Annotated in this window: 11 protein-coding genes; 5 read left to right on the top strand and 6 right to left on the bottom strand. The window is 44.6% G+C overall.

Annotated features, from left to right (window positions below; genetic code table 11):
* The first annotated feature begins 84 nt into the window (after positions 1 to 84).
* On the top strand, positions 85 to 1,041 hold the full coding sequence (locus T359_RS0112325; RefSeq protein ID WP_026517754.1) for a hypothetical protein: 957 nt from the start codon (positions 85 to 87) through the stop codon (positions 1,039 to 1,041).
* 14 nt (positions 1,042 to 1,055) lie between these two features.
* Here T359_RS0112325 and rsgA read toward each other — a convergent pair whose 3' ends face one another.
* Positions 1,056 to 2,027, bottom strand: coding sequence for a ribosome small subunit-dependent GTPase A (gene rsgA / locus T359_RS20250; RefSeq protein WP_051545349.1), 972 nt, complete (start codon positions 2,025 to 2,027; stop codon positions 1,056 to 1,058).
* A 398-nt stretch (positions 2,028 to 2,425) separates the two neighbouring features.
* On the opposite strand from rsgA, the gene T359_RS22835 reads away from it, so the two are divergent.
* The gene (locus T359_RS22835; RefSeq protein WP_197027096.1) at positions 2,426 to 3,589 is read left to right on the top strand and encodes a flavodoxin family protein; all 1,164 of its coding nucleotides are present in this window, start codon (positions 2,426 to 2,428) and stop codon (positions 3,587 to 3,589) included.
* A 49-nt stretch (positions 3,590 to 3,638) separates the two neighbouring features.
* Here T359_RS22835 and T359_RS0112340 read toward each other — a convergent pair whose 3' ends face one another.
* The 4 genes from T359_RS0112340 to T359_RS0112355 all read right to left on the bottom strand — a co-directional run bounded on the left by T359_RS0112340 (position 3,639) and on the right by T359_RS0112355 (position 8,088).
* Complete coding sequence (locus T359_RS0112340) at positions 3,639 to 4,139, bottom strand: hypothetical protein (protein WP_026517755.1); 501 nt, start codon at positions 4,137 to 4,139, stop codon at positions 3,639 to 3,641.
* 107 nt (positions 4,140 to 4,246) lie between these two features.
* Positions 4,247 to 6,901, bottom strand: coding sequence for an HD domain-containing protein (locus T359_RS0112345; protein WP_026517756.1), 2,655 nt, complete (start codon positions 6,899 to 6,901; stop codon positions 4,247 to 4,249).
* 186 nt (positions 6,902 to 7,087) lie between these two features.
* Positions 7,088 to 7,627: an NADH peroxidase gene (locus T359_RS0112350; protein ID WP_026517757.1), complete on the bottom strand. Its 540-nt coding sequence runs from the start codon at positions 7,625 to 7,627 to the stop codon at positions 7,088 to 7,090.
* Between the two features lie 62 nt (positions 7,628 to 7,689).
* The gene (locus T359_RS0112355) at positions 7,690 to 8,088 is read right to left on the bottom strand and encodes a Fur family transcriptional regulator (protein ID WP_026517758.1); all 399 of its coding nucleotides are present in this window, start codon (positions 8,086 to 8,088) and stop codon (positions 7,690 to 7,692) included.
* 209 nt (positions 8,089 to 8,297) lie between these two features.
* Between T359_RS0112355 and T359_RS0112360 the strand changes: the two genes are divergently transcribed.
* From T359_RS0112360 to T359_RS0112370, 3 genes are all read left to right on the top strand, one after another.
* Positions 8,298 to 9,164 (top strand): MurR/RpiR family transcriptional regulator, encoded by an 867-nt coding sequence (locus tag T359_RS0112360; protein WP_026517759.1) that lies wholly within the window; start codon positions 8,298 to 8,300, stop codon positions 9,162 to 9,164.
* A 14-nt stretch (positions 9,165 to 9,178) separates the two neighbouring features.
* A complete protein-coding gene (locus tag T359_RS0112365) occupies positions 9,179 to 9,658 on the top strand; it encodes an S-ribosylhomocysteine lyase (RefSeq protein ID WP_026517760.1) in 480 nt (159 codons plus the stop codon).
* Positions 9,659 to 9,941: 283 nt separating this feature from the next.
* The gene (locus T359_RS0112370) at positions 9,942 to 10,637 is read left to right on the top strand and encodes a 5'-methylthioadenosine/adenosylhomocysteine nucleosidase (protein WP_026517761.1); all 696 of its coding nucleotides are present in this window, start codon (positions 9,942 to 9,944) and stop codon (positions 10,635 to 10,637) included.
* 1,163 nt (positions 10,638 to 11,800) lie between these two features.
* On the opposite strand, the gene T359_RS0112375 is transcribed toward T359_RS0112370, so the two are convergent.
* Positions 11,801 to 13,381 carry a glucose-6-phosphate isomerase gene (locus T359_RS0112375; protein ID WP_026517762.1) on the bottom strand — a complete coding sequence of 527 codons (1,581 nt, stop codon included), beginning with the start codon at positions 13,379 to 13,381 and terminating at the stop codon, positions 11,801 to 11,803.
* Positions 13,382 to 13,653 lie beyond the last annotated feature (272 nt).

The following is a 13,653-nucleotide window of genomic DNA, read 5'->3' on the forward strand; positions in this document are numbered from 1 at the left end:
TTCTATAGATTTTCTTTGGAATTTCTTTTCCGAGTCTTAACATTAGGTTTACTTGGTATTAACAATTCGCTGATAGAATATGGTATGAAGAATTTTAAGAGATTTGTAAAAAATAGAATAACCCCGGTTACTGTGCTGGTTTGCAGTGCTTTTTGCCTGCTTTTTACCCCCGTTACAGCCTATGCTGCGGACCATTGGATGGAGCCCTACGAACAGTTTGAAGTTGATAATATCTTTGATCTTATGCCCAGGCTCAAGGAGGTCGGGATTATTGAGATGAGCCTTACGCCCACAGTTTATAACAAGCGTGGGACCGTTGTGGAGCTTTCCAAGTTTGACCCGATCTTTATAGCCTTGAGCAACGGAGCCAATGTTAAGTATCTCATGAGGATTGATGACAGTAGCAGCTCAAAAGATACTTTTACCTATTATGACCTGACCCTGACCTTCATCGGAGACAGAACCAGGGATGCCATGTTCAGGGTATCCTCCCGGTGGGTGCAGCGAAGGGCAGCAGATGGCAGCTTTGTCAGCAAGGGCACCGCTGAGGACTGCGAGATATTTGTTAAGTCCGGCAGCACCGGCATTCTCCACGACAGGAAATGTATAAAGATAGACTGCGGAGTGCCCTATACCCTGGAGCTTAACCCTGATTATGTCTGCATAAGTGAGAGCGATTATAATGATACTTTCGGGGATATCGAAGGAACCTATGACCTTTCCCTTAAGAACAGTTTAGGAAGAAAAGTCAGCGATATAACCCTTTCCATGAAAAAGTCCGGGAAGAGCTGGATAGCCACCATCACAGGAGATGACGGCATTGTTTCCGCATCCCACAGGGTAAAAGGCACTTTTTCCAATGAAAGTGGTGCTTTCTATGGACAGGCTGCCGACGGCACCGCCATTTACTTTACCATGGATATGAAAGGGCAGCCCGAGATCAAATCCGGCACCTGGACCCTCCGGGACTCCGCCAGAAACACCCTTGAATCCTGGTCCTTCGGCCCCAACTACGAGCTTGTGGTGACAGCCAACCAATGAACTATATTCATCCATCACCAGACATTGTTGCTATCCTTAAACTTCTTGGAGGCCTTTGCCCATTTGGAGATCACTTTTTTCTTGGCGTAGTTTCTTTGGTTCTCCTGTCCTAAGGACTTGTAGAGCATGTACCTGTCAGGATCAAGCTCCCCGCTTTCGATAGCAGCCTTAATAGCACATCCGGGCTCAGTCTCATGCTTGCAGTCACTGAACCTGCACTGACTTTCCAGCTCCAGGATATCAGAAAATGTGTTATCCAGCCCCTCCTCAACCTGAGCCATTCCCAGCTCTCTCATGCCGGGAGTGTCTATGATAGCAACACCGTTATCCAGCGTGATCAGCTGTCTATGGGTGGTGGTGTGTCTTCCTGTGGAATCATAGGACCTTATCTCTGAAGTCTTCATTATCTCTTTTCCGCAAATAGCATTCAAAAGCGTTGACTTCCCTGCACCGGAGGAGCCCATGAAGCAGATAGTCGTTCCGGGGGTCAGATACTCATCAAGCTCCTCAAGGCCAATCTCATATTTAGCAGAGATGGCATGGACCCTGATCTTATCTGAAATTGATTCCACTTCACTTATATACCTTCCTGCGTTATTGCAAAGGTCAGACTTGGTGAGAACCACCACAGGCGTGGAGCCCCCCTGCAGCACAACGCTGGCATACCTTGCGATTCGGTTGTAGCTGTAGTCTTCATTCAATGATGTGACAATAAAGGTGTAGTCCACATTTGCCACCATATACTGCATAGTGGCAGTCTTGGCCTGATCCGGCCTGGTCAAAAAGCTCTTTCTCTCGCATACAGACCGGATCATTGAATCCCCCATGGGGTTGTAGGCAAATTCAACATAGTCACCCACCACCGGCAGCTTATCGGCACTTTCATTGTAAAAAGAGCCCTTGAGCTTAGCCGGAATTTCTTTTTCCATAAATCTGATTGTATAGCTGTTTTTCTGAATCTCTGTAATTCTTCCAATATTATTCATTTTTTTTCTCCGTTAATTTGTAGTGTTTTCATAGTGTTTTTTCCCTAAAAAAGGGCATAAAAATACCGTGACAAAACAAGCCACGGTTCAAATGCTAATATAGAATAGAACTAGTCTAATATATCAAAATGGGCATACCGAGGCCATCATTCCATATTCAGTTACAATCTCTATTCTCATTGCACTCATTATTATGATTACCTCGCTTTCCTCGTTATTTTTGTTTCTTAATTGAGTGTAGCACTGATACCATACACCGTCAACATCCCCTTTTTCACAGGCATTTTATATTATGTTAGATAAAAATCTAATATTTATATTTGGCAACCATCAAACAATATGATATTTTATATTCATCAATCAAATATTAGATAAACATCTAGCGCATGGAGGGACCTATGAATCTTATTATTCACGACTTAAATGAAAAAGAATGGGCAAAGATAGCTTCAGATTATGAAGGCTGGAAAGTGATTTCAGACAAGGGAGACATCTCCCCCTGCGCAGGATGCTTTGGATGCTGGCTCAAGACTCCGGGCCAGTGCGTTATCAAGGATGGCTATGACAAGATGGGACAGCTCATCCACAGCGCCGATGAGGTTGTTGTCATCAGCAGATATACCTACGGCGGATTCAGCAGCTTTGTAAAAAATGTTCTGGACAGGAGCATCGGATATATTCTTCCCTTTTTCAGACTGGTTAAGGGCGAGATGCACCACCAGCCCAGATTCCACGAGAAGAAGCCCTTCAGATTTATCTTCAGAGGCGAGAACCTCACTGAAGAGGACAAGGAGAAGGCAAAAAAGTACGTGAAGGCTGTCTGCATCAACTTCAACGGACGTATCAAGGATATACAGTTCTGGGAGACTGAGGCTGAGACCGGAGAGGCCGCTGAAGTTTCCAAGGAGCAGGAAGTTAAGACCGAGACTCTCTTCTTAAACTGCAGCCTCCGCGGAGATGAATCCCGCTCCAGGAAGTTCCTGGACATCATTGCAGACAATACCGAGGGTGAGAAGCTTCAGCTCAACGTTACTCCTTATCTTAAAAAGATGGATGAGCTCAGAGACGAAGTTTTTTCCGCTAAAAAAGTGGTTCTCGGAATGCCCCTCTATGTTGATGGAATTCCTTCAACAGCCCTTAAGCTCATGGAGCTTCTGGAAAAAGAATGTGCCGCCGGCAGCGCTGTTTCAAGGGATAAGAAGATCTATGTTGTTGCAAACATGGGATTTTTCGAGAGCGAGCAGATAGGCAACCTTCTCAGCATGGTAAAGACCTGGTGTGAGAAATGCGGCTTTACCTACTGCGGTGGTATCGCCATCGGCGCCGGCGGAATGATGGGCAACGTGATCAAATACGGTCACCACGGCCCCGGCAAATTTGTATATGAAGAGCTCCTTCGCGCCGCAGAAGCCATCAATGCTTCCGGCGTGATCGGGGACATTTACACCAAGTCCTACAAATTCCCCCGCATCGGATACATCATGTACGGCAACAAGGGCTTCTTAATGAAGGCCAAAGAGAACGGCCTCCGCAAAAGGGATCTTTATAAGAAGACTTGCTAATAACGAAAAGAGAGTGGTCTGCGGACTACTCTCTTATTAATCTCAGTATTTATTTCTCTTTCATATAAAACTTAATTAACGGAGACACTGACAGTTTGCTGAAGAAACCATTAGCGTCATAGACGTTGTGATCCGACTTATAAATGACGATCAATCTTATAGATAAGCATATAAACGCAAGTCCAAATAATACATAAGATCTGATCCAGGTTGCCGCACCTACGCGGGGGAGTGCAGAATCTATATCGCCCTTGTAGTAAAGCACAATGGAATCACCATCATGCTCAGCGCCCATTCCTGTTATGTCGAAGGAATGATAGTGGTTATCCTCATCCATATAATTAGCATGTTCAAAGTCCTTGCCTCTGGTGTATTCTGCGACAACAGTTGTAGCCCCTTTGATACTTCTGTACTCAGAATACTGCATTCCAACAGTATAAATCAGGATAAGAAGGCAAAATGCCCACAGAAACCAACATATTGTGGTTGCGTAACCCCTTGCATATTTCCTTGCTTCCTTTTCTGAATGTACCTCCCGATATCTACCCATTTTTGTATACCTCTTTTCTCTTACTTTGCTTAAAATTATATTTTTAAGCACTCCATCTTATCATAAGGGTTTCAAAATGGGAATGAAAAATATTGCGACTTTATAGTTTATCTTCTTTTCAGAACAACCTTTGTCTGGCTGATGTTGAATTTACTCTTTTTACTTACTACATCCCTGCAGTAATCCAGAATATCCTGCATCTTTTCCACCATAACCTCAAGTGATCTATAAACATTTTCATCCTCTGTCTCATAATTTAGAATAAAAGCATCGTTTGTCATCATCATGCTTTTGACGGCCAGAAGCTTTCTGGTCTCAACAATATCGATCTCTTTTGTCAAAATAGCAATATCGAAGAGAACAAGAGGATTTCTGGTGGCCACAACATCAATTTCATCCGACAATCTTATAAGAGCCGCGAGATAGGGCAGACATACTGTGTTTCCGTTTGGGAGCCTTAACTCTGAAGGGTATTCCTTTTCATCCATCAGATCTGTCTTTCTGTGTCCTCGCACGATCTGTTTCACCGCAAAAACATGCTCTTTTGAAGGCAGTTCAAAGAGATCTGCATACTTTTCAACAAAAAAGCCACTGAACTCATTGTGATAAGACCTTACGAAATCTGCCTTGCTGGCACCCTTATTCTTTTCAAAAAATTCTTTTTCCGGAAGTCTTACCCTGAACTCCTGGAAATCCTCTTCCCTTATGCCCATGCCCACATCATGAAGGTAACAGCCCACCAGAAGAATAAATATCTCGTCTGCATTCAGCTCATTTATCCGCTCTTTTCCTATAAGTCTGTTACAGGAGTCAATGACCGTCATACTGTGAAGCTCGGAGTGGTCCGTAAATCCCGGGAAAAGAAGCAGATAGTTCGACAGTATTTTCTCAGTTGTAAAAACAGTATTTCTGAATTTGGTATGAAGCTCCGGGCTAAGCTCCCGCAATCTCTTTTCCAAAAGATAATCTGTTTCTTTGTTCTCAAGAAGATTCTTGTCATCTATGGTAATGGTCAGGACATTCATTCCCAGCATGTTCTGGTAATTAACCTCATCCGCAATGTCATAAACCATCCTGATTCCCATATTACCAAGGTTATCTTCTCCCGAGGTCAGATACGCCATGTCCTTTGGATCAAAGGGCTGGCAGTCATCCTTGATCCTGAGAATTACTTTCTCATCCTTAAAAACTGAAAGTGCATTCAGGGAATGTTTTTTCTTATCGGCTTTAAAGCCGTGTTCAATGATATATGTTGAGATCTCTTCAAGACAAAGAGCTGAAAAATAGGCAGTTTTTTTGCCCATGGAATGCTCAGCGCAGAAGTTCTGGATCTTCTCTGAGGCAGCTGATGCGTCACTGATATCAGAAATAGGAACATCGATAAGGTCTCCCTCCGCCACACCGAAAGACGGTCTGAGGAACATGACCTCGTCAACATTTCTCGGAAGCCTCTTCCAAAAGATAATGTTGTAGAGCGGGACCGTAAGTATGGTCAGTACAATTCCGATCGGATTGGCAAGCCAGACACCCATGGCTCCCATGATGGGAGCGAGAATAATCGACGGAATGACCATGGAAAAAAAGCCATCGAACACCGATTGGATATTTACAAATGTTACATGACCGGTGGCCTGAAGGTAATTTGTGAAGATCTGGCATATCAGGATCAGCGGTATGCATGCGGAATAGATCATAAGAAGCTGATAGGCCAGCTTATACACGTTTGAAGTATTGTCCGGGAAAAAAATGGATGTCACAAAAGGAGCTATGAGCAATATAAATATGGTAAACACCACCGACATGAGAAGCCCTTTGGTAAAGACCAGCTTCAGAGTCTTCTTCATGGAGTGCTTATCTTCCTCACCCACAAAAACACTGGTCAGCATGCGGACAACAGATCCGTTTCCCAGGCAATATGCAATAAGGAAACCGCAGATCATATTAAAGGATGACATGGCTGAAAGGCCGTCATTTCCTGAATATTTAAGAAGAATTCTGTTGAGGACCATGCCCCTTAGGGCTATACAGAATACAAGCAGGGCTCCGGGAATACCGATTTTTATAAGGCGGCCCAGATCCCTCCACAATATCTTTTTGAAGCCATAATGAAGCTGACATTTTTTAGAAAAATAATAGGGAGCAAGTATAATAAAATAGGTCAGATTACTGAAAGAAGTCGCAAGGGCAAGGCCCCAAATGCCCATATGCAGAACCCCTACCAGCACAATATCCAATGCGACGTTGGAAATGATCATACCTGCAACACCTATATATCCTCTGGTGCTCTGCCTCTCCATCTGAAGGAAAGAAGCTATCTGCTGAGCAAGGAGCATAGGTATGATACCGATGGCATATCCGACAATATACTGGACAAGTTTAGCCTTCAGCTCGTCACTGGATCCCAGCATAACTGCTATTGGTCCCGGGACCAGAAGGCTGCAGGCAGTAAGAATAACTCCAACAATGAATGTCACCGTCAGATTCAGAGAAAAGATACCTTCAGTTTTGTGGATTTCACCTTTTCCCATGTACCTTCCGCACAGAACAGTGGTACCGCCGAGAAGTACCGAGCCCGCAGCGGTCATGATATTGACCATGGAGTAGTAAAGACCGATAACTCCAACCGCGGTGGAATCTATGTATCGTCCCGCCATTGTTCCGTCAACTATGGTGTTGATGGAGCCCATGGCAAAAATAAGTATCTGTACCGGTAGTATTGAAAAAAACAATCTTGATAACAGCTTATCTGAAGATTTATTCATCGTGATCCCTCATAAATATCTAGCCATCTTTCAATCATGCATACACATTATATAAAACAATTATACACCATATTACGAACTTGCAGTCTGTTCTTTACGCATGCAAACTGACCAATTTCAATGCAAAAAAAGAGAGCAATCACACAGGATTGCCCTCTTTCAAAAATTCAGTATATATATTTCTGATTAACCGAAATATCTCTTAAGGAGACCAGCGAAAGCCTTGCCGTGTCTAGCCTCGTCTCTGGCCATCTCATGAACCGTGTCGTGGATAGCATCAAGATCAAGCTTCTTAGCTCTCTTGGCAAGATCTGTCTTTCCATTGGTTGCGCCGTTCTCAGCGTCAACTCTCATCTGAAGGTTCTTCTTGGTGGAATCTGTAAGAACTTCTCCCAGAAGCTCAGCAAACTTTGCTGCGTGCTCAGCCTCTTCCCAGGCTGCCTTAGCATAATAGTCACCAATCTCGGGATATCCCTCACGATAAGCCTGGCGGCTCATTGCAAGATACATACCAACCTCTGAACACTCTCCGGTAAAGTTGGAGCGAAGGTCCTCGATAATATCATCAGGAGCGCCCTTAGCTACACCAACAACGTGCTCAGCAGCCCATACAAGGTCATCTGCCTGCTTGGTAAACTTCTCAGCCGGTGCCTTACATACAGGACAAGCCTCCGGAGGAGTGTCGCCTTCATGAACGTAACCACATACCTGACATACCCATTTCATAGTAGAAATCTCCTTTCTCGCGCTCTGCGCAAAGTGCAATTGTTTGCACATGATGTTTGAATTTATAATTGCGGATTCTGTAAAAGGCAATCCTCGCAGGTGCCGTAGAAATAGATTTTGTGCCCATCTATCTTTCCGGGAAAAGACTTGGAGGCGATCTCATCAATTTTGCCGTTGATATCGTCCATCTCGATGTCCGCCACTTTTTTGCAGCAGTTGCAGACAAAGTGGTTGTGATTTCTGACATCATAGTCAAAATGCTCATATCCGTCCCCAACCCTGAATCTTGCGATCTCTCCGATGTCGGATAAAAGCACCAGATTCCGGTAAACCGTGCCAAGGCTGATCTTGGGGTAAATCTCCCGGATATTGTTGTAGACTACCTCTGCCGTAGGATGGTCTTTCCTGCCCTGCAGGAAATCTTTGATCATAGCTCTCTGTTTGCTGTATTTAAGCGCCATGTAACCTCCTGCTATTGCGAATTAAAAAATTGACCCTTTCTCAAAATCAGTAATCATTCCTAATATCAAATATAACACAAATATCCATCTTTGTCTTCAGTTTATAAAAGTTTTAGAATATCTTATGAAAAGTTTGTAATTTTATTTCGTTTATGAATGAAATATTGATATATACTTATGATATAGGGTTTCAAATAATGGAGGTTATTATGAACATTGTCAGTGAAAAGATCAAAAGTTGTTATAACTCATTGCCCAGTTCCGAGAGACTGGTGGCAGACTATGTTTTGGAGAGGAAGGATGATCTTTTCCAATATCCCATAAAAGAGCTGGCGAGGCTCTCCGGCACAACCCAGGCGGCCTGGACAAGATTTGCGCAGGCCATAGGTTATAACGGACTTAAGGATCTGAAGAACGCCTACTATGCAGAGGCCAACACCTCACTGGCTCAGGCGGACAAGGGTCCCAAGATTTCCTTCAAGGACGTAAATGAATATACCTCGCTTCAGTCAATTGCAGATAATATCTGTGCTACCAGCGTTCAGGCGGTGCAGACCACATACAGACTTTTTGACGCGGGAACTTTTTCCGATGCGGTAACAAAGATCGTGGGAGCCAAGCAGATCCAGGTATTTGGTGTAGGTACGGCGGGAGTTGCAGCCTACGACCTGTATTGCAAACTTCTGAGAATTCATTATAATGTTGTATTTAACCAGGATCATCATATGAATCTCATGACTATTTCCCAGATCTGCTCTGATGATGTGGCGATTTTCTTTAGCGACAACGCCAAGAATGCAGAGATCATGGCACTTTTCAAGATTGCAAAAGAGAGAGGTGCCGGCACTATTGCCATTACCAAGTTGGGAAATAATCCCCTTACCACAGGCTGCGATCAGGTTCTTTTTGCCACATCGCCCGAGATTGATAAAAAGAGCGGAATCACCAGTTCAAGATTTGCGCAGCTCTTCCTTGTGGATACGCTTTACACAGCCATCGCCAACAGGGATTACGAGAATATCAAAGGGTATCTCCGCGATTCATATGAAGTTTTCCATGAGTCCAATAAAGATTAAAGGAAGAGAACATAATGGAAAAAATAGCAAGCTTTACAGTGAATCACTTAGACCTTGAACCGGGCATTTATGTATCAAGAAAAGACAAAGTGGGAGCAGAGACCATCACAACCTTTGACCTTAGAATGACAGCTCCCAACAAGGAACCCGTCATGAATACCGCAGAGGTACATACAATGGAGCACCTTGGCGCTACTTTCCTCAGAAACGATGAGGAGTACAAGGATAGAACCATTTACTTTGGACCTATGGGCTGCAGGACCGGCTTCTATGTAGTTCTTGCAGGAGACCTTGATTCCAGGGACATCGTACCTCTTATCACAAGAATGTATGAGTTTATCAGGGACTTTAAGGGAGAGGTTCCCGGAGCAAGCCCCAGAGACTGTGGCAATTATCTTGATATGAACTTGGGAATGGCCAATTTCCTGGCAAAAAGGTATCTGGACAACACTCTCTACAACATAGATGATAAGCATCTTGTCTATCCGGAATAATAAAAGGACCGATAGTTACTGTTCAGAGGTAGCAGGAAGCGCAACGCCGCTGACTGCGTAAGAATATGATTCAGGAGTGAGCGCATTCTTCGCCGCAGGCGAATTGGAATGAATGCGCGAATTCGTTACTGGAGCGAGCTGTGGCGAGTGAACAGTAACGATCGATATGACAGATTAAGGGAAGTTCCTTGGAATATGAGGAGCTTCCCTTTTTAGATGTGTTTACATGCATTATAATAAATATGCGGTTTAATTTTATCATTAAGAATAAAGGAGAAAACCCATGAAAATTGGAATTATCGGAGCCATGGAAGTTGAGGTAGAGACCCTCAAGAAGAACATGGAGATAAAAAATATCGTTAAGAAGGCCTCTATGGAGTTCTTTGAGGGAACCATCGGAGGCACAGAGGCAGTTGTTGTACGAAGCGGAATCTGTAAGGTGAATGCGGGAATCTGTGTGCAGATCCTGGTGGATACCTTCGGTGTGACCCATGTTATAAACACCGGGGCAGCAGGCTCGCTGGATGCAAGGATCAATATCGGAGACATCGTGCTCTCCACAGATGCGGTTTATCATGATGTGGACGCTACAATTTTCGGATATAAAAAGGGAGAGGTTCCCCAGCTGGGAGTGGCTTCTTTCGAGGCAGACAAGACTTTGAGAGAGAAGGCTGCGGCTGCCATCAAGGTTGCGGCGCCGGATCTTGGGATCTTTGAGGGAAGAGTCTGCAGCGGTGACCAGTTCATCTGCGACAAGGCAGTTAAGGACACCATCATAGCTGATTTTGGCGGAATGTGCTGCGAGATGGAAGGCACAGGAATCGCTCAGGCATGCTTTTTGAACAACATTCCTTTCCTCATCATCCGCGCCATCTCCGACAAGGCAGACGGCAGCGATGTTGTGGACTATCCTGTGTTTGAAGCAAAGGCTGCGAAAGACTGCGCGGCAGCGACGCTGGAACTGCTTAAGAGTTTATGAAATTGCACACAATCTAACCAAATTGACACCCGGGAAACGATGATGTTTACTGGCTTTAGCACAGAGTGGGGTCAGACCCCAATTATGCATTTTTGTGGCTACCCGAAGGTGCTAGTACCTAGGAGGACGTTCTTGGGGATGGCCCTTCGAGAAGGGCTATCCCCGCCACTTGGGCATCCCCTGGTCCTAAGCTTTATTTCGGGCGCTGCCCGAACCCGTCCTCGCCGGAAGGCAGGAGGGCCGGCATAAAGAAGCCGTCCCCCGCCTGGCAAGGATGATCCGTGTCACTTAATCAAGGGCTTTCGCGGCATAAATCCTCGCGGAAGTCTATTTTTGTGGCTACCCGGACGGGGGCTGCCGCTGCGGTTTATTCCACGGTCCCTTGACTAAGCTCCCGCTCCGGGAAGTAGTTCAATAGTTACTATTCATAGTAGAATCACGCACTAGCTGCGTGATTCGTGAGAATATGATACAAGAGTGAGGGGCGATCTTTTGCGAAGCAAAACTTTAATATCGCCCCGAATGTTACTATGAGCAGTCGTAAGACTGTGAATAGTAACATTCAATATGGCTTCATTTGGAGTGGCTAAAACAGCGGAATAGGATAAGACTCTACAGTTTCAATTGTTTTATCCTATATTTTTTCTTGAAAAATAGGATAAGATTCTACAATATAAAGCATTTTATCCTATTAAATTACAAAAAATACCTTCAATCAATAATATATTACTGTTATACCGATAAAATGTAGGATAAGACCAGCATTTTCCCGTGGTCTTATCCTATTTATGCGGGGGCAGGCCCTTTCTTTACTGTGACTAGCAAGCAGTCTGCGCGGCAGCTCATTCAAAAAATATACTTGCCCAACGAAACCTGCGGGAAGCCTGTTGTGTAAAGCAAGCATTCTCAACATATACGTTTCCAACGCGCAGAAGATAGAGGAGATCGGGGGCGCTGCGGCGTAATGGAAATTTGTGAGTCATTCGTACTGTGACTATGATTTATGCACATAAAAAAACCGTGTTGCAAAGCTGCTCTGAACAACGTGAAAGCTTTGTGACACGGCTTTTTTTATGTGCTGATAAATCAAGGAGTCGGCGAAGCGAACAAATCTTTATTTCGTCGTAGCGCCCACGGCCTTCTCTATCTTTGTCCGATCAAAATCAAATGTTAAGAAGCTTGCTGTACTCAGCGAGGGCGCCATCTGTTTCGTGGGCAAGGACTTTCTTGGCAAGGACTTTGCCGAGCTGTACGCCTTCCTGGTCGAAACTGTTGATGTTCCATACGAAGCCCTGGAACATTACTTTGTTCTCGAAGTGAGAAAGAAGTGCACCAAGTGCTTCAGGGGTCAGCTCCTCACCGATGATGATACTTGAAGGACGTCCGCCTTCGAAGTTCTTATTCTTGTTGTCATCTTTTTTACCGCAGGCGAATGCAACGATCTGAGCAGCAACGTTGGCGCAGAGCTTCTGCTGGCTGGTGCTGTCCTGAATGTTTACATCGTTCTGGCACTGGCTGTTCTTAAAGCCGATGAACTGAAGAGGAATGATATCTGTTCCCTGGTGAAGCAGCTGGTAGAAGGAGTGCTGTCCGTTGGTACCGGGCTCACCAAAGATGATTGGTCCTGTAACATAGTTAACAGGCTCGCCGAATCTGTTAACGCTCTTGCCGTTGGACTCCATGTCAAGCTGCTGAAGGTGTGCAGGGAAACGGCTAAGGCCCTGGGAGTAAGGAAGCACTGCTGTGCTGCCGTATCCAAGAACGTTTCTCTCGTAAACACCGATAAGTGCATCAAGAAGTGCAGGGTTCTCAAGAACGTTTTTATTAGCTGCAAGTTTGTCCTCAGCGGCAGCGCCGTCCAGGAACTTAGCAAATACTTCGGGACCGAAAGCGAGGGAAAGAACTGCTCCGCCTACGCCTGAAGTTGAAGAATATCTTCCGCCGATATAGTCATCCATGAAGAAAGCTTCAAGGTAGTTATCGCTCTTAGCAAGAGGTGATGTCTCGGAAGTAACGGCGATCATATGCTTGTTCTGATCAAGGCCGGCCTTCTTAAGAGCATCTGTAACGAAGGACTCATTGGTAAGAGTCTCAAGTGTAGTTCCTGACTTGGAAACAAGGATGAACAGTGAGTGTGCAACGTCTACAGAAGCAAGAACAGCTGATGCGTCATCAGGATCTACGTTGGAGATGAACTTGGCTTCCATCTTGAAGTTGCCGGTTCTCTTAGCCCAGTTCTCAAGAGCAAGATACATAGCTCTGGGGCCCAGATCAGATCCGCCGATACCGATCTGTACTACAGTTGTGAACTTCTCACCCTTGGCGTTTGCAATCTCGCCTGAGTGAACTTTTTTAGCAAAATCAGCAATTCTCTGCTGCTCTTTAACATAAAACTCGCGCTTGTTAACGCCGTCTGCAACCACGTCTTCTCCCAGCTGACCACGGGTAAGCTGATGAAGAACAAGACGCTTCTCGCCTGTATTTATAACTTCGCCGTTGTAGAGAGCTTCAAACTTCTCAAGGAGCTGAGCCTCTGTAGCAAGCTTTTCAAGTGAGCCAAGAACTGCATCGTCAACCTCTTTTGCAGCGTAGTTAAATGCAAGGCCTGCAGCCATAGGTACAGAGTACTTCTTTACACGCTCTGCTCCTGAGGCACCTTCCATAACTGCCTGAAGGTTAACCTTTTTTGCGCCCTTGAGCTCATTAAATGAACCAAGAGTATCAAGATTATTCCAATTAATCATTTTTCGAGTCCTCCTCTATTATTATCAGTTTAAACCTGACTATGCCCGTTCGGATACGGGATCCGTAATCGCCCAAAGGACGCGCGATAACGGTTTCCAGCTCCTATTTGCCTTGCGGAAACCCTTTTCCGCATTCGATAAAAGTTTATCAAACCTTAAAAGACATAGCAAGCACAAGGTTTTAAATATATTATGAAATATAGTAATAAATATATAAATAATTTTTGTTCAAAAAATTGATAATTATAAAGTGAAAATTAACAACCGTGCAT

This window comes from Butyrivibrio sp. MC2021, assembly GCF_000621605.1.
In the GTDB taxonomy this organism is placed as follows: Bacteria; Bacillota; Clostridia; order Lachnospirales; family Lachnospiraceae; genus Butyrivibrio.